Source organism: Shewanella sp. GutCb (assembly GCF_002836135.1).
Lineage (GTDB): Bacteria > Pseudomonadota > Gammaproteobacteria > Enterobacterales > Shewanellaceae > Shewanella.
Genome location: NZ_PJBL01000011.1, coordinates 24,004 through 41,381, shown reverse-complemented (window position 1 = coordinate 41,381; position 17,378 = coordinate 24,004). Strand labels below are relative to the sequence as shown.

Annotated in this window: 16 protein-coding genes; 7 read left to right on the top strand and 9 right to left on the bottom strand. The window is 43.0% G+C overall.

What is annotated here, in order from left to right:
• The first annotated feature begins 14 nt into the window (after positions 1–14).
• On the top strand, positions 15–1,055 hold the full coding sequence (locus CXF86_RS06860) for an HDOD domain-containing protein (protein ID WP_102038656.1): 1,041 nt from the start codon (positions 15–17) through the stop codon (positions 1,053–1,055).
• Positions 1,056–1,136: 81 nt separating this feature from the next.
• Here the strand turns inward: CXF86_RS06860 and glyS are convergent, their stop codons facing one another.
• Together glyS and glyQ are read right to left on the bottom strand one after the other, a co-directional pair.
• Positions 1,137–3,206: a glycine--tRNA ligase subunit beta gene (gene glyS / locus CXF86_RS06855; RefSeq protein ID WP_101089170.1), complete on the bottom strand. Its 2,070-nt coding sequence runs from the start codon at positions 3,204–3,206 to the stop codon at positions 1,137–1,139.
• Between the two features lie 11 nt (positions 3,207–3,217).
• A complete protein-coding gene (gene glyQ / locus CXF86_RS06850; protein ID WP_101089171.1) occupies positions 3,218–4,123 on the bottom strand; it encodes a glycine--tRNA ligase subunit alpha in 906 nt (301 codons plus the stop codon).
• Positions 4,124–4,240: 117 nt separating this feature from the next.
• On the opposite strand from glyQ, the gene CXF86_RS06845 reads away from it, so the two are divergent.
• Positions 4,241–4,801, top strand: a complete 561-nt coding sequence (locus tag CXF86_RS06845) for a DNA-3-methyladenine glycosylase I (protein ID WP_101089172.1) — start codon at positions 4,241–4,243, stop codon at positions 4,799–4,801.
• A gap of 7 nt (positions 4,802–4,808) precedes the next feature.
• On the opposite strand, the gene CXF86_RS06840 is transcribed toward CXF86_RS06845, so the two are convergent.
• From CXF86_RS06840 to CXF86_RS06815, 6 genes are all read right to left on the bottom strand, one after another.
• The gene (locus CXF86_RS06840) at positions 4,809–5,459 is read right to left on the bottom strand and encodes a hypothetical protein (protein ID WP_102038655.1); all 651 of its coding nucleotides are present in this window, start codon (positions 5,457–5,459) and stop codon (positions 4,809–4,811) included.
• Between the two features lie 227 nt (positions 5,460–5,686).
• The gene (locus CXF86_RS06835; protein ID WP_101089006.1) at positions 5,687–8,887 is read right to left on the bottom strand and encodes an amidohydrolase family protein; all 3,201 of its coding nucleotides are present in this window, start codon (positions 8,885–8,887) and stop codon (positions 5,687–5,689) included.
• Positions 8,888–9,167: 280 nt separating this feature from the next.
• The gene (locus CXF86_RS06830; RefSeq protein WP_101089007.1) at positions 9,168–9,611 is read right to left on the bottom strand and encodes an MOSC domain-containing protein; all 444 of its coding nucleotides are present in this window, start codon (positions 9,609–9,611) and stop codon (positions 9,168–9,170) included.
• Positions 9,612–9,647: 36 nt separating this feature from the next.
• Positions 9,648–9,893, bottom strand: a complete 246-nt coding sequence (gene tusA / locus CXF86_RS06825; RefSeq protein ID WP_101089008.1) for a sulfurtransferase TusA — start codon at positions 9,891–9,893, stop codon at positions 9,648–9,650.
• A 151-nt stretch (positions 9,894–10,044) separates the two neighbouring features.
• A complete protein-coding gene (ybaK, locus tag CXF86_RS06820) occupies positions 10,045–10,512 on the bottom strand; it encodes a Cys-tRNA(Pro) deacylase (RefSeq protein WP_101089009.1) in 468 nt (155 codons plus the stop codon).
• A 30-nt stretch (positions 10,513–10,542) separates the two neighbouring features.
• The gene (locus tag CXF86_RS06815; RefSeq protein ID WP_101089010.1) at positions 10,543–11,004 is read right to left on the bottom strand and encodes a GNAT family N-acetyltransferase; all 462 of its coding nucleotides are present in this window, start codon (positions 11,002–11,004) and stop codon (positions 10,543–10,545) included.
• 289 nt (positions 11,005–11,293) lie between these two features.
• Here CXF86_RS06815 and CXF86_RS06810 point away from each other — a divergent pair, with 289 nt between their 5' ends.
• The 5 genes from CXF86_RS06810 (at position 11,294) to CXF86_RS06790 (ending at position 16,128) form a co-directional block, all read left to right on the top strand.
• The gene (locus CXF86_RS06810) at positions 11,294–12,043 is read left to right on the top strand and encodes an ETEC_3214 domain-containing protein (protein WP_101089011.1); all 750 of its coding nucleotides are present in this window, start codon (positions 11,294–11,296) and stop codon (positions 12,041–12,043) included.
• Positions 12,044–12,058: 15 nt separating this feature from the next.
• On the top strand, positions 12,059–13,027 hold the full coding sequence (locus CXF86_RS06805; protein ID WP_102038654.1) for an LPP20 family lipoprotein: 969 nt from the start codon (positions 12,059–12,061) through the stop codon (positions 13,025–13,027).
• 32 nt (positions 13,028–13,059) lie between these two features.
• Complete coding sequence (locus tag CXF86_RS06800; RefSeq protein ID WP_101089013.1) at positions 13,060–14,100, top strand: hypothetical protein; 1,041 nt, start codon at positions 13,060–13,062, stop codon at positions 14,098–14,100.
• Between the two features lie 9 nt (positions 14,101–14,109).
• Positions 14,110–14,706, top strand: a complete 597-nt coding sequence (locus CXF86_RS06795) for an LPP20 family lipoprotein (protein WP_101089014.1) — start codon at positions 14,110–14,112, stop codon at positions 14,704–14,706.
• A gap of 90 nt (positions 14,707–14,796) precedes the next feature.
• Positions 14,797–16,128, top strand: coding sequence for a transglycosylase SLT domain-containing protein (locus CXF86_RS06790; RefSeq protein WP_101089015.1), 1,332 nt, complete (start codon positions 14,797–14,799; stop codon positions 16,126–16,128).
• Positions 16,129–16,201: 73 nt separating this feature from the next.
• Here CXF86_RS06790 and fadA read toward each other — a convergent pair whose 3' ends face one another.
• Positions 16,202–17,365: an acetyl-CoA C-acyltransferase FadA gene (gene fadA / locus CXF86_RS06785; protein WP_101089016.1), complete on the bottom strand. Its 1,164-nt coding sequence runs from the start codon at positions 17,363–17,365 to the stop codon at positions 16,202–16,204.
• Between the last annotated feature and the right edge of the window lie 13 nt (positions 17,366–17,378).

Genomic DNA, 17,378 nt, shown 5'->3' with positions numbered 1-17,378 from the left:
CCCGGTCATCGAAATTGTTCAAAAAAGCGTTTAAAAAGCTGTTTAATATCAGAGATAAAGTGATCATTGAGAAACCTAAAAGTTTCAGCGGTCAAGCAGAATACTCTCAAGCTATCTCATCAGTACCTCCAATAAACAATACTCCTTCAGCCATACCGCCTGTAGCGCCCATCGATATATCAGCACTGTTTTATAGTTTGTTATTTCCTAGCACCTTACAAAATGGTGTGGCTAACGAGTTAGAAAAGAGCGTATTTAGACGGGTAGAGGCAGCACTGTCTTCTCCTAAAGCCATTGCGGAAAGAGTGTTGAAACTCCCGACACAAGTGGCGGCGCTAGATAAACAGTTAGCAGATGAATCCAGCAACACTAAGGTTTTACTGGCGCTCATAGAAAAAGACCCTGTGCTGAGTGTTGAAGTGCTAAAGCTATGTAATGCTCCTTTGTTTAGGCGCAGTGAAAAAGAGATCACCAGTTTACAACTGGCTATTGTGCAACTTGGCCGAGAGCAGATAAGGCGCTTTATTACTACGGCGTTATTGCGGGACTGTATCGAGATCAAAGCCATCTATTTTCGCCGTTTTGGCTCACAGATCTGGCGTCACTCAATGCAAGTCGCTTACCTTGCAAGCGAGTTAACTGATGAAGATGCTGACAGTGCATTTCTATTAGGGCTTATTCATGATGTTGGTAAAATCGCTATCTTCAAGTTGCTATTAGAAGCCTTTAAGCAGGCCGATCCGGGTGAGCAACCTTGCTCAAGCTTATTTCGACAGGTTATGACGGCGAAATCGTTAAGTTTAAGCGCCTTACTTGCCCAGCACTGGCAGTTGCCCGCGATATTTGACGCAGAGCTTGGTCGTTTGGCTGTTGTGGATTCTAAGCCTGTTGGTGGCTTAGCTGAAGTTGTTTGGCGGGCTAACTTAATCAGTGAATGCTCTATGTTGTTTGAAGCCGATAAGCTCAATGAGCAGCAACTTAATCGGTTGTTGCTAGAAGCTGGTCTTGATAGAGGCGGTTTTGATGAGCTACATCAAAAGCTTATTATGTTTTAATTTGCGGTTATCACCTAGGGGCAGATACAAAAAAGCCCCTAATTAAGGGGCTTTTTATTGGGTTACAGTAACAAAATTACATTACTGCAGCAGTGAGATATCAGCAGCATGTAAGAACTGTTCACGTAGGCTAGTAAGTAGCGCTAGGCGGTTGTTCTTAAGGGCTTCATCGTCATCCATCACCATCACATCTTCAAAGAAGGTATCCACGCTTTCACGTAGGTTTGCCAGTAATGCTAGCGCTTCTTGATAGTTAGCCGCAGCAAACAGCGGTGCTAATTGTGGTTGCAGTTCATTTAGCTTAGTGGCGAGGGCTTTTTCTGCTGGTTCAACGAGCAGTGCACCGTCGATAGTCGCAGGAAGTTCACCTTCTACTTTAGCCAAGATGTTTGATACACGCTTGTTAGCGGCAGCCAGTGCTGATGCTTGCTCTAACGTTCTAAAGTGAGCAACAGCTTTAATGCGGCTTTCAAAATCTGCAGGTGCGGTAGGGCGACGAGCCAATACGGCTAGAATAACGTCTACACTCACTCCTTGATCTTGGTACCAAGCACGGAAGCGACCCATAAAGAACTCAAGTACTTGCTCTGCAACCTTGTCGTTCGTTAACGTTTCACCATGTAACTCTTGTGCTTTAGCTATCAAATCAACAAGATCGAGTGGTAAATTGTTTTCTAAACAGATACGTAGAATACCAATGGCAGCACGACGTAGTGCAAATGGATCCGCTGCGCCTTTCGGTGCTTGGCCAATACCAAAAATACCCACTAAGGTGTCTAGCTTTTCAGCCAAGGCAACACTAATTGAGATAGGGGCGGTTGGCACTGTATCGCCTGAGAACTTAGGCTTGTATTGCTCTGATAATGCCACGGCTACCGCTTCAGTCTCACCATTAAGACGTGCGTAATGCATACCCATGGTGCCTTGAAGATCGGTGAATTCCATGACCATGTTAGTCATCAAGTCAGACTTAGATAAAAGTCCTGCACGCGCAGCTTCTTCGCTATTAGCACCAATGCTGGTGGCGATATAACCGGCCATTGCTGATATGCGTTCTACGCGCTGCTTGATGGTGCCAAGCTGCTTTTGGAATACCACAGTTTCTAAACTTGTAAGACGAGACTCTAGTGAGTTTTTCTTATCGGTTTCGAAGAAGAATTCTGCATCGGCAAGACGTGGGCGAACCACTTTCTCGTTACCGGCAATAATCTGCTGCGGATCTTTAGATTCGATATTGGTGACAAAGATAAAGTTAGGCATTAGCTGGCCCGCTTTATCAAATACTGGGAAGTACTTTTGGTCGCCTTTCATGGTGTAAACCAAGGCTTCAGCCGGCACGTCTAAGAACTTCTCTTCGAAGCTCGCCGTTAGCACTACTGGCCATTCAACCAGTGATGTAACCTCTTCCAGTAAGTCGTCTTCTAGATCGGCCACGCCACCTAGTTTAGTCGCTGCTGCTTCTGCATCGGCTTTAATCAGTGCTTTACGCACCTCATAGTTGGCCTCTACTTTACCTTGTTCTTTTAGTGCTGATAGATAGTTGTCGGCATGATCAAGCTCGAAGCTTGGTGTGCCCATAAAGCGATGACCACGAATAACGCGAGCCGACTTTATACCTAACAACTCACCTTCAACAACATCGCTGCCAAGCAGCATCGTCACTGTGTGAACAGGGCGAATAAATTGAGTGGTGTTGTTACCCCAGCGCATAGGCTTAGGGATAGGCAGCTTGTCTAAAGAGCGTTGTGCCATCGCGGCAATAAGGCTTTTTGTTTCAACACCAACCACTTTAGCTTGATGTAGTAACCATTCACCTTTATCGGTTTTAAGACGATCAGCTTGCTCTACAGTAATGCCATTACCACGGGCCCAGCCCATAGCGGCTTTAGTGGGGTTACCGTCTGCATCGAATGCTTGTGCTACTGCTGGTCCACGTTTTTCGACCACTTTGTCAGCCTGAGCTAAAGCAAGTTGGTTAATGCAGATAGCTAAACGGCGAGGGGCTGCATGCCATACCGCAGTTTCAAAGCTAAGCTCAGCTTTTTTTAGTTCATCTGTAAAGTTGCTAAGAAAAGACTCAGCAAGCTTACGCAAAGATTTTGGAGGTAGTTCTTCAGTGCCTACTTCAATCAGTAAGTTTTCAAAATTCATAAGTTATTCCTCTACTTACCGATTGGGAAGCCAAGAGCTTCACGTGCTTGATAGTAAGCTTCAGCAACACCCTTAGCCATGGTACGAACGCGTAAGATATAACGCTGGCGTTCAGTAACCGAAATAGCGTGGCGTGCATCAAGCAAATTAAATGCGTGAGAGGCTTTCATGACTTGCTCGTAAGCAGGTAATGGTAGCGGCTTTTCAAGTGTTAGCAGATGTTGGCAGGCTTTCTCGCAGTCATCAAAATTTCTGAATAACACTTCAACATTAGCATGTTCAAAGTTATAAGCTGATTGCTCAACTTCGTTCTGGTGGAAAATATCACCATACATCACTTTGCCCAATGGGCCGTCTGTCCATACGAGGTCGTACACGTTGTCGACTTCTTGAATGTACATTGCAAGACGTTCAAGGCCGTAAGTGATCTCACCTGTTACAGGCTTACACTCCAATCCACCTACTTGCTGGAAGTAAGTAAATTGCGACACTTCCATGCCGTTTAACCAAACTTCCCAGCCTAGACCCCAGGCACCTAGAGTCGGTGATTCCCAGTTGTCTTCAACAAAGCGCACGTCATGAATGTTCATGTCGACACCTGCGGCAGCCAAAGAACCCAGATAAAGCTCTTGAATATTATCTGGAGATGGCTTTAACACGACTTGGAATTGATAGAAGTGTTGTAGGCGATTCGGGTTGTCGCCATAACGGCCATCAGTAGGGCGGCGACTAGGTTGAACATAGGCACAGCTCATTGGCTCTGGGCCTAAGGCTCGTAAGAAGGTCATAGGGTGGAATGTTCCAGCACCTACTTCCATGTCCAATGGTTGTACGATTGCGCAACCTTGCTGCGCCCAGTATTCCTGAAGGGTCATTATGAAACCTTGGAATGTTTTTACGTCGTGTTTGGTCGTCATATCCGCTTGTCTACTGCCTGGAAGCTTAAATAGAAAATGGTGTCGATTATACCTTGTAGGATTAAGCTTATATAGGTTATTTTTTATCTCATAGATTAAAAATATAGGATTATGACAATGGAAGTGACACGTTGCGGTTGGGTCGGAAAAGATCCTATCTATCAAGAGTATCACGATAAAGTGTGGGGTCGACCTGTATACGACAGCCATGAACTGTTTGCCAAACTCTGCCTTGATGGACAGCAAGCAGGGCTGTCGTGGTTAACTATTTTGAAGAAACAACAGAATTACGAAGCTGCTTTTGCCCATTTTGACCCGGCAATTATTGCTACTTTTGATGACGATAAAATAGAAGAACTGTTGCTTAACCCTGGGATTGTTCGCAATCGTTTAAAGGTGAATTCGATTATTAAAAACGCCAAGGGCTACATGGCTTATGTAGAGCATGGTAATGATTTTTCAGAGTTTTTATGGAGCTTTGTTGGTGGTGAACCCATAGTGAATCATTTTACTTCAAGTAAAGATTTCCCTACACAAACTAGTGAATCAGAAGCAATGTCAAAAGCGCTAAAAAAAATGGGATTTAACTTTGTCGGGCCGACAATTTGCTATGCGTTCATGCAAGCCGTTGGTATGTTCGATGACCACACAATAGATTGTTTTTGTTACAAAAAATAGGTTTTAACTAAGGTTGTGTCATTACTAAATTCGATGGGTCGTCAGTGTGTAAGTAGATAGCCTTAAATTCCACTTCACCAGACTCATTTGTATTCAAACTTACAAAGCTGATGTTGGAGTCAAACCTAGCTAAGTGAGCTTTATTTTCTGCTGATATCTCATCTGCTATTAGCGAGATGGCACATATTCGACCTGCGCATGCTAGGTGTTGGTCAAATATATTCGCCTCTTTAAGTTCTAATAGCTGTTGCTTGAGCTGGCTGTCTCTTTTGATGGCGAGCTCACTGTCTAAAGGTAGATTAGATATGTGCTGAATAAATTTATTCATATTCTTCGCTACCTTTGTTATTGCTCCGCTATTTACAGTACCTTGGCTATTAATAAAGAAGGCATCTGTTGATTGATGATCAGTGATCTCAGAGTATATGCTTGTGTTTGCAATCGGTTGAATTTCTACCTTTTGGTTTTCTTCTGGGCTTTGTTGATTAGATGAGACGAGAGTTGCTGTTATTTTTTGATTGATCACATCTGTAGAATCAAGTGGGGCTATAGACGTTAACTCTGGAGTGGTTGTTGGTTCTTTTATAAAGTAGTTAGTAAAGATGACCGATACGATTATGGTGGCGAATATTAGCGCTATGACATTAACTATTTTCATTTATATATTCCGTTAATTTTTGACAAAGAAGTCCTTTCTCTGTTTTGCAGCATAGAGCAATTAGTCCGTTAGCGGAAGTTTTTGGCATTAAAGAAAAAAGGATGTTCCACGTGGAACATCCTTTTTGGTTACTGGCTTAAAATCTTGATTTTTGTGTCAAAAATAAATTTTCATGAAACTAAAAATCCAGAGCTAAGTTAGCCAGATTGTAAAATTTAAAATAGAGTTTATTTTTCAAAAAAGAATGGTTTTCTCTCTTTCCCATTATTTTTTGAACCGCCATTTAACTGGTCCATCGTTTCCGCATTGTAGAGCTTACCGTTAACCATGGTATAAGTGACGCGATCTGTTACACGGATATCTTCAAGCGGATTGCCGTCGATAACAATCAAGTCGGCCAACTTACCTTGCTTGATTGAACCAATTTGATGATCCATTGCAAAGTGCTTAGCCGGATTAATGGTTGCTGTTTTTAGCACTTCAAGATTACTCATTCCACCTTGAGCGAACATCCACATTTCCCAATGGGCTGCTAAACCTTCTCGCTGACCATGAGCACCAATATTTGACTTAACACCGATTTCGTTCAGTTCATTGGCTACACGTGCAACATTGAAATGATTGTAATGTTCATCGGGTGCAGTAGGGCGACGCATTGAACGCGCATTCAAAATGTCTGATGGGACATACATTGAAAGACGTGGGTGAGCCCAAACATCTGTTTTGTCGTACCAGTAGTTTTCACCTGAGATGCCACCATAAGCCACAACGAGTGTCGGTGTATAACCCACATCAGTTTGACTCCAGAACTGTTTTATATCGCTATAGATATTAGCCGCTGGTAAAGAGTGCTCAATACCTGTGTGACCATCTGCAATCATGGTGAGGTTATGTTGCAGCAAACTACCACCTTCAGGAACGACCATCATCTCAAGTTCGCGGGCTGCGGCGATAACTTGTTGACGTTGGTTACGACGCGGTTGGTTATAACTCTTCACGCTAAAGGCGCCGACTTTCTTTAGGCGTTCTAAGTGGAATTTCGCATCATCTAGTGAGTCAATATGCGATGTATAACCAGGCGCATTGGCACCATACAAGATGGTTCCGGTTGAGAAAATACGTGGGCCAGCGATGTTACCTGCTTTTTGCTGCTCCGATGCGGCAAAAATTTCGGTAGTATCGTTTGATGGATCATGAATCGCGGTCACACCAAGAGATAAGTTCGAGTAAAGTTCCCAGTTCTGCTGTGGGATAATTTCACTTTCACCTTGAGCTCCGTGTGCATGGGCGTCAAACAAACCAGGCATTAGTGTCTTGCCTTTAATGTCGATGACCTTGGCATCACTTGGAATATCGATTATAGATGCAGGACCGACACTGACAATATGGTTATCTTTGACGATAACAGTGCCATTTTCGATGACTTCATCATTCTCCATAGTGATAATGTTGCCGCCAACAAAAGCAATTGTTCCACGTGGAACATCAGCTTTTTTAGTAAAGCCTAGATCGGTAATCTTTGGCTCGACCTTATTGGTATCATCAGTCGCAGTTTCTTTATATTGAATATCGACTTTAACTTGGTAAAGTTCAGGGCCAAGCGTCCAATAAATCTGGTCGTTAGTGTTATTCCAGCTAATGCTTTCGCCTGCGCGAACACTGAGTTGAGTGACGGGTAAATTACTCGCCTTGGGTCCAATTTCAACCGTTTCGCCATGCTTAGCAAAAGGGGTAACATAAACCCTAAAGCGCTCGGCAAAAGCGAGTTGCTTGCCGTCTGGTGAAACTCTAAATTCAGTTGCATGCTTACTGGTGTAATGGACTCGCTTTTCAAATCCGTTTAAGCCAATTGATGCTAACTGCGGTGTTTCGTCACTTTCCATAAAGTAGACGCGTTGGTTATCTGCGCCGAATTGAGGTTGGTAACCCGAAGCTGTGATCTTAGTATTTTTATCGCCATCAACATCAACTTGGTAAAGGCCTGTTTCCTGCGACCAAGTTTTTGGGGTGATATAGCCACCTTTAGCTTTGCGATAAACGACGGTTTCGCCATCGGGTGAAAAGGTAGGTTCTACATACTTACCTGGCTCTTTAGTCAGCACTTTTACGCGCTTATTGCGCACCGTTGCTAGACTCACCGTTCCTTGTTCTTGGTCATCCCAAGTGGTGAATACAATACGCTTGCCATCCCGAGACCATTGTGGGAATAGTTCGCGAAGTTCACTGTCTAGCTTGGTTAAGCGTTCCATTTTTCCATCTGGTAGGCTTTTAACCCAAATCTTACCCAGTGCTTCAAAAGCGACCTTTTTACCGTCTGGTGAGACTTGCGCCATTCTCAACATCTTCACATCGAAGACATCTTTATCAAGATCTTGTTTAAAGCGAACGGCAGGCTGTACTGTGCGTTCTGACTTTACACTGAAAGGGATCTGCTTAACTGTCTTAGACTCGACTTCGAGTTTATTAATTTTACCGTTAGCCCAGAATACAATCTCTTCATTGTCGGCGGTCCAACTCATCGTAGGATATACACCATGAATAGCCCAGGTTTCTTGCATATCACGATCTAGCTCGCCATAAAGTTTTTCTGTTTTCCCTGACTTCAAGTCGAGTAGATACAGAGATGACTGGAAGCCATCGCGTTTGATATAAGCCAGCTTTTCACCATCAGGACTTGGAGTTGGACGGATTGCGCCGCCAGTGCCTTGGATAATAACTTCGATATCGCCCGTTTGGGTATCGTAACGTTTGATTTTGTAGATGCCCTTCACTGAATCTTTAGAATAGTGAAAGGTCTTCCCTGGAGTAGCGTCTTGGCTAAAGTAGATGTAACGGCCATCAGGCGAGTATGCAGGTTCGCCCAAGTCTTTTTGTTCATTCGGTCTTTCAGTTAATTTTACGCCTTCACCACCCGCAACGTGGTACATCCAGACTTCGCCAGCGCCTAAACTGCGGCTACCAGTATAATGTTTACGTGCAACTAGGTATTGTCCGTCAGGACTCCATGCAGGGCTGTTAAGCAGACGGAATGTTTCTTCGGTGACAGCGCGAGGGTTACTACCGTCGGCTTCCATAACCCAAATGTTGTCGCCGCCATCTTCATCAGAGGTAAACGCAATATACTTTCCATCTGGGCTATAGACTGGTTGCATCTGCCAAGCAATACCCTTGGCTAATGGTATTGCGTCGCCACCGTCGACAGGTATCTGGTAGATATCTCCGAGTAGATCAAACACGATGTGTTGACCGTCAGGGCTGACACTGACATTCATCCAAGTGCCTTCATTAACCTCAATCTTAACTTGCTGAAGTGGTGCATTTGCCGGTGCATTCACTTGCCATGTTTTTTTGTCTTCTTCGGCGACAATAGGGGTACTGAAGCTAAGTGCAATTGCTGCATATAGAGGGGTAAGCTTATTTTTTAACATGCTTGTCCTATTTTTTGTTGTAATTGTTCAGGAGTTGGCAGTATTGGTAACAAGTAGAGTCTACTGCGATAACTGTTATCGCATAAATTCGTTAACAGTAAAACAGAAATACTGTTTCAATTAGTTAAGATCTGCTGAACGGTGCAGCGCAGTAAATTAGAATATGGGCCAGTAGGATTTTATTGTGTAGAAGAGGTTGAGTTGAATGATCTGGTGGGGTGTTCAAGGGGACGGCAACCGCTTTGTTTTTACTTAAAGCGGTTATCTACAATATGAGTTGTTATGCTAATTTGAGTGAAACCGTGTCGTTAATAGCAATACAGGCGTTAGTTATTACACGGCAAGTAACTCCGCCGCGCCAATCTGGCTGCAGTGCTTTTTCTAAACCGGGATAGGCGATTTCCATTTTTTTACACGGATCTGTTTCACCTGTTATCTCTAGGGTGAGTTCACCGATGACAAGTTGCTTGCCTTTATCTTCTGCAGAAAACGCAATGCCTTCGACTAGAATATTGGCTCTGCGGGTAAACCAAGGAAGACGTTTATCAACCTCATTACAGGCCAGTTGCCACTGCTCGATAGACATTACGGTCACTTGACGCTTACCTGGACGGCCAAATATGTCATTTTCAACACCCTTGGCTTGAGTCACGGCTGCATGTTCTACCGTTATCATCTCGCCACGTTTTTCTGTTTTATATGCAATACCAATTAGCTTTGCCATCGGAAAAGTCCTTATGTCCGTTTCAGGTAATTAAGGCTATAAGCCTTTCTTTATCAAATATTGATAAGGGGTTGCTTCTGTTTGACTAGCAATAAGAGTGTGGTCCATGAATTCACAAAAGCTAGGGATGTCACGAGTCGTCGCTGGATCATCAGCAATGATCAATAAAGTTTCACCATTGTTCATGCGTCTAACTGACTTACGCACCATCATCACGGGTTCAGGGCATCTTAGCCCTAAAGCATCGAGTTGGTGTTGTGCAGTATTAAATTGGTCGCTCATATTACCTCAGCAGAACGATTAAACAGAAGAGGCTAATATTACTCCAGCGGATGGGTATATCCAAGCTTGTCGCCAGATTTTGTGAACTTGGATTTATTTGCTGAAAACGCTAGGTTCCACGTGGAACATCTTTAAGGATTAAAATCCTATTTTAGGCCGTTATTGAGGTGATATCGGCATTGAGTAATTGCTGTAAGTCGGTCGGTGCTATCTCGATATCTAACCCGCGACGTCCGCCACTAACGTACATTTGAACCAATTGTGCACAGCTATTATCAATGATGGTGAGTAGCTGCCGTTTTTGGGCTAAAGGGCTAACGCCGCCTAATACATAGCCAGAGCTACGCTGAACTTCGATAGCCTCAGCCATAACAGCTTTTTTAGCTTTGCATGCCTTGGCGATAGCTTTTAAGCTGAGCTTATCCGCGACTGGGATAATTGCCACAGCAAGTTGCTTGCCGTCTAGCTTTACCACTAAGGTTTTAAAGACCAAACCTATTTCGACTCCGATTTTTTCAGCTGCTTCTAACCCATATGCTTGGCAAGCAGGGTCATGTTTATACTCATGAACTTGATGTGTAATATTGTGCTTAACGAGCAAGTCTATGGCTGGCGTCATTTTATAACCTAGTGTGGACTGTAGTTAACTTTAAAGTGATTTTTCCATAACTAATACATCAATACCGTGATAAGTCACTTGTTCTACTGTTTGCCAACCTAAGCTGCGATAAAGGCCACCAGAGATATCTTCTGTTTGTAGGTTAATACTTGTTACGCCTAACGCTTTAGCTTTCTCTATAATGGCTTCAACGAGCGCTTTACCTACACCTATACCGCGAGATGATGGTGCAACGTAAACGCCGCCAAGCCAATGTTCACGCTGTGGATAGATGTCCATTTCATGACAACGCAGTTGCGCCGCCCCGAAGAATGTACCTTTATCAAATGCCACCATGATAAGCGGTAGCTTATCGTGATTAAGATACTCTTTAAGTTTTAGTTCAAGCTCACCAACGCTACGACCTTCACCAATATATCCCCACTCATTGCTATACCATGTCGCTATCTGGTGTATTGCTTGTGGCTTTTCTGCGAGTAAATACAGCTGCATCTACGCTGAACCCCTTTAGTGATTAACGCTACTTTAATTTAACAATTACTTATATAGTATCGAGTAAAACAGATCGAGAGTATGGTTTTTTATATCGAAAACAGGTCAATATACCCGATCGAAGGATGAATAAAACTCAATTTTGGGAGCTATCACCTGTTTTATTATAAGTTATAACTTTTACATGCCTTTTACTTAACTTACTCTAAGTTGTTGTGATATCTTATGTTTATTGTAATTGGCTAGTGTGTTCAGCCATCATTGTTATTTCAAGGAAGATTACACCTACATGGACAGTTGTGAACAACCAATCAAGGTTAGTTTCTGGAGCAAGCTACAAAGTGTCGCCCTGACAGTTGTTGCTATTATGTTGTCTCTGGGCCAGTGGAATGACACTAAAGATGCACTTAGTGCAGTTTATGAATCATTTGTCGCAAACTGGACTAACGATATTGAATATAAGCAAATATCGACTCTACACGTTGGCCAAACTCAGGCTTACATAACCAGTGTTTTCGGCAATCCTCACGTATCCAAAAAATCTAAGTCTGATACCGGTATCGTTTATTTTTATTACGGTAATAAAAAATACCAACTAACACTGGCCATCAAAGATCAACGTTTATCTGGCTATGCTGTTGTTGGTTTAAAAGCAGATTTCCAAGTCTCCGTTCCCTACACTGAGCAGGCGTTACTATCGAGTCCGTTAGACAGCTATTTTACTCAAACAGATAGCTACTTTTCTGACGCAAATAACATTGAGTATTACGCTGAATCACATGATTTAGGCAAGAAAGTGATGTTTTATAACTTAATCATTGGCTCGGTGAATTATGGCAACTTTAGCCATGACGACAGTTCAGCTGTAAAAAAATTGAATGCAGATTTGGACCGTGGCATTGAAGATGTCAGCAGTGCTTTAGAGGCCAGCAGAAATTTAAAGCCTAATTATTTTGCCGTTACGGAGCTCGCCCCTAAAGTGATGATTGAAGGGCTATTAACGCATTTTGAATATAAAACACTTTTAAAAATAGATTAATATCAAGGACGAAACATGAATCTAAAACTTAGCGCTATTTTCCTGGGGCTAACACTGGTTGTTGCTTGTCAGTCGACAAGTAAGACGCCTGATTGGTACTTAGAGCCTATCGTGACAAATGCTGCGGAGTTAGTTGCTGTTGGTCAAGGCACATCTCTTGATAAAGCCAAGCAGAAGGCAATGAGTGCGCTGAATCAACAATTGTGGACTGAAGTTGAATCGAGTGGGCAGAGTCGCAATATAGCCAATGATATCAATGGTAAAGAGCATTATCAGCAACTTAATGATTTTAGTGTTAACACCAAAACATCGGCCGTTATCCTAAACGGCGTGACCTTTTCTAAAGCTCAGCAAGCGGGTGATACGTTTTACGTTGAAGCTAAAGTGGCTAAGGATAATGTTAAAGCTCAGCTAATGGCGGACGTTAAAAACTACAACGGACTAGCTCAATTTGAATTGGACACCTTAGCGCAAACTGACCCATTAGTTTGGTGGTTAAGAAATGTCGATGTGAGTGACCTTGAGAGCAACATGGCCAGCAGGTTATCAATGCTATCGGCTCTGTCATCAACAGAAAAAACACCTAACAATCTCATTCCTAAATTGAAAGCTAAAGTGGCTGAAGTGCACTCCGGCATTAAGGTCGTGATAGCTGCAAATCCACAAGATCGGTGGATGAAAAAGTCGATAACGGCTTATTTAACTAAGTATAAAATTCAGGTCGTTGACAGTGCTAAAAGTCATTTTAGCCACCAGCTTATTCTTGATACTGATTGGCGTAAGAGTCATATCTCCGATATGTACATCTCTACAGTGCAAGTGAATCTTGTACTTAAAGATAGTCATAATTTAGTTGTTGCGAGTAACGAAATCATCGCCAACGCCAATTCAGTGACCAGTTTTGAGCGCGCCAATGAAGGTGCCTCACGCCATTTCTCTGCCAAATTAAAAGAGCAGAACTTTTGGAAAGCTTTAGGGCTTTAGTAAGATTTTTATAAATAAATATGGATATTGATATGTTAAAAAAAGCTTTTGTTGCCGTTGCCGTGTTAACTGCTATTACAGGGTGTAAGTCAACGGGTCCTAATGTTTGTTCTGCTTCAACACGAGTAGAGCTACCTGTCAGCAGTCATGTGGTTAAGGGAACTGCAAACACTAAGGTCATCATTTTTGAACCTGATCTTAAAGTTGACACCCGCACCGCTAAGAGTATTACAGCCTCTTTTCATCAGTCACTAAGCAAACAAGTCGATATGACGGGGTCAACAATTGTTGATCGAAGCTTAGCTACAAAATTGAAGTCAGAGTTACAGATTGCAGAAGCTAGCGGTCGATACAGCTCAGAAGGCGTGCCTATTGCTGATTTTGCTATTTTTACGGATATTGGTGTCGCAAATTTTTCTCGAGAATTTAGTGCTGCTCATGAGTCTTACGATCCGATAAAAGATAAGCGCGTGATGGTTGCAGCAGCGTGTAACTTTGAGGCTAAAATCGAAGCTAGTACACGCGCTGTATCATTACCTGACATGATAACGCTGGACCAAATTCAATTTGCAGGCGACAGCACCTACTCTTTTGATACCAATAACTCACGTTGTCCTATCTCTCAAGAGCAAATTAATAGCATGATTGCCGAAGCGGCTAAATATGCGGTGACACGTAACGATGATCTTAAGAACTTATTGGCGCCACGTGCCAGTGTTGTTGAAATGCGTCAATGTGATGCTGGCACTATGGTGCGTATCGATATGGGAAGTCGCAGCGGTGTAGAACCTGAGTGGGAAGTTGATTTTATTACCCATGAGAAAGTGACTAACTATGCTGGTGAAATTGAAATTGAGACCAGCGGATACGGTGAAGGTGAGGTTATTAATAATGCCGAACATGGCATTAAACCAGATTATGCATGGGTTATGATCGATAAGGACATGGCGGGTAAAGTAAAGCGTGGCGATACCGTGAAAGTAAAGTTTGAAGATGACTGTAATGAAATGGGTTTTCTTTCTAGCTTGTGCCATAAAACATCAGAATCAATGTCAAAAACATTTAGTTTTTAAGGGAATAGAATGAAAAAATTATTAATTACAACTGCTGTACTCGGATTGTTGGGTGGTTGTTCAAGTAACGATACAGTTCAAAATGTTCAACAAATAGACTGTTTTTATCCTGATGCACCAACGGTAAGTGCACCTCGTTGGGTGTGCGATGTAATGCCTGAAGGCATAGAGATGGGAGCTGTCGGTTATGCTAAGAAGAGCGTAGCGGGTTTAAGCATAATGCGTGATGTTGCCACTAACGATGCACGTGCAAGACTTGCTCAGCAGTTCGAGTCCAATGTAAATACACTGTTTAAGCAAGCGACGACAGCAAACATAGTGTCTACGACTGAAAGCGTGTCTGAAGAGGTAAATGAATACTTTGAATCTGTCACTAAAAACGTCACTAGCCGAACCTTGTCTAATAGCCGAGTGATTGTTACTCAGCGCAGCCCAGGTGGCGGACTTTATACGTTAGTGGGTATGGATAAAGCAACTTATGATGAAAACATCGCAAAAGTTGTGACTGCAGCAAGTAAGAAAGATCCTGAATTATGGAACAAGTTTAATAATAAGAAAGCGGCTGAAGAGTTAGATGCAGTGCTTTCAACGTTACAAAAACTTTAGTATTTAGCAGGGAAAGAAGGAAGCGATTCGCTTCCTTCTTGCTTAAGGTTAAGTATTTTACTTTTCAGGTAGTGACGAAAGGATTCAACAATGAAAACTCGTTTAACAGGTTTGATGGCCTGCTTAATGTTGAGCGTGCCGTCAGTTTTTGCGGCTGATCGCTTTGCAGAGATAGATGCTGAAATCGATAAATCGAATTTTACTCAAGAGCAAAAGGATAAGGAATATCAAGATTTTGTTTTTGCGTATATGGCCGAATATGAAAATTGGCGAGTCGAGTACTTAAAAGAGTTTGATGAATATCGAGCCGAAATCATCAAGAAATGGGGTGTTGGTGATGTATCCGAACGCCACAAAAATGTTGAGTATTCAGCGGATCAAACCGTAAAATCAATCATTGATTATGACAAAAATGAGGTATCGATTTCGATACTTGTTGATAGTAATACCTCTGATGAAGATGCTAAAGCGGAGTTACAAAAGCAGATTGAGCTGCTTGTCGCTGTGCCAACGTCTAATGCGTCGAAAGTGATTATGTCAGTAGAGCCAAAAGCGATAGCCGCGGTTAATATCACGCCAGTGGCATTCTCAGCAGAGAATGAAAAAGAAGCTAAACAGGTCATTATTGAGCAAACAAAAGCGCAATTAAGAGAGATAGATAAAGAGTCTGATAAGGCGCAGCTGACTAAAGCTGACAATTTATCTATTGATATGATTGAGCAAGTTTCTATTCAGAAAAAGAAAAAGCTAATTATTGTGGCCAAGGAGAGGCTCGTCGCAGTGGCAGATGATTACGATAAGCAAAGAGCGCAAAAGACGGCGACATTGACTGAAAAGAAGATCGTTGAGTACAAGGTTAAATTGCCTAAGAATGGCCTTAGCTCACGAGCCAGTGCTGTGGTTGATTTTGCTCAAACTGAGGGTGAAAAATGGCATATTTCTTCAGCGCTGATCATGGCGGTTATTCACTCAGAATCGAGTTTCGACCCTAAAGCCACATCACCGATACCCGCTTATGGGCTAATGCAGATTGTCCCTACAACAGCAGGTTATGATGTAAATCAGATCGTTAGGAAAATTAGCGAACCTATGTCTTCGGGGGATCTCTATGTTCCCGGCATCAATGTTGAAACAGGCGCTGCTTATCTTAATATTTTGGATAAACGTTATCTTAAGTCTATTGAAAATGACGAGAGTCGACTGTATTGCATGATCGCAGCGTACAACACTGGCGCGGGTAATGTGGCGAAAGCTTTTAATGCTGATGGTGCTAGAAATATCAGAAGGGCTGCTAAAGTGATTAATAAGATGGCGCCAGATGAGGTTTATCAGCACTTGTTACATAATCTACCTTATGATGAGACTAAGCATTATCTTAAGAAGGTCAGTAGCCGAATTGAGCTTTATCAAAATAAGATCTAACCTGAATTAAGGCTGATAATTGAAACAATAAAAAAGCCAGCGAATGCTGGCTTTTTTGATCCGCGAAGAAAGCTTACGGACGTTCAAATATGGTTGCGATACCTTGGCCTAAACCAATACACATAGTTGCAAGACCATATTTTGCATCTTTTGCTTCCATTAGATTGATAAGGGTCGTCGAGATACGCGTGCCTGAACAACCTAGCGGGTGACCCAATGCAATAGCGCCGCCGTTAAGGTTAATCTTCTCGTCGACAACATCCATCAAACCTAGCTCTTTAACGCAAGGGAGCGACTGTGCAGCAAAGGCTTCGTTGAGCTCAATAACGTCTAAGTCGTCAACCGTCAACCCAGCGCGAGCCAGAGCTTTCTTAGTTGCAGGTACTGGGCCATAACCCATAATAGCGGCATCACAACCGGCAATCGCCATCGAACGAATACGCGCTCGAATAGGCAAACCGAGTGCTTTGGCTTTTTCTTCTTCCATCACCAACATGGCAGATGCGCCATCAGACAATGCAGATGAAGTACCTGCGGTAACTGTGCCGTTGACAGGATCAAAAGCGGGGCGTAGTCCAGAGAGTGATTCCATTGATGTTTCAGGGCGGATCACTTCATCATGCTCAACTTTAATCAGTGCGCCGTCTGCGTCGTGGCCTTCAATGGCAACGATTTCATTGGCGAAGCGACCTTCAACCGTTGCAGCTTGTGCACGTTGATGTGAGCGTACTGCAAATGCATCTTGCTGTTCACGGGTAATGCCATGCATTTTACCGAGCATCTCAGCGGTAAGGCCCATCATACCCGACGCTTTAGCGACGTTATTAGCAAGACCTGGGTGGAAGTCCACTCCATGGCTCATTGGTACGTGGCCCATGTGCTCAACACCACCGACGATAAACGTATCGCCTTGGCCTGTCATAATTGCACGGGCAGCTTGGTGAAGTGCATCCATTGATGAACCACACAGGCGGTTAATAGTAACAGCACCGACTTGCTTAGGAATACCTGCAAGTAGCGCAGCGTTACGTGCGATGTTGAAGCCTTGCTCAAGAGTTTGTTGTACACAACCCCATAGCACATCTTCAATGGTGTTCGGGTCAAGCTGAGGGTTACGCTCAAGCAGTGACTTCATGAGTTCAGCAGAAAGAGTTTCTGCACGTACATTTCTAAATACACCAGCCTTTGAGCGGCCCATTGGAGTACGAATGCAATCTACGATTACGGCATTTTTCATTGTTCTAATCCTT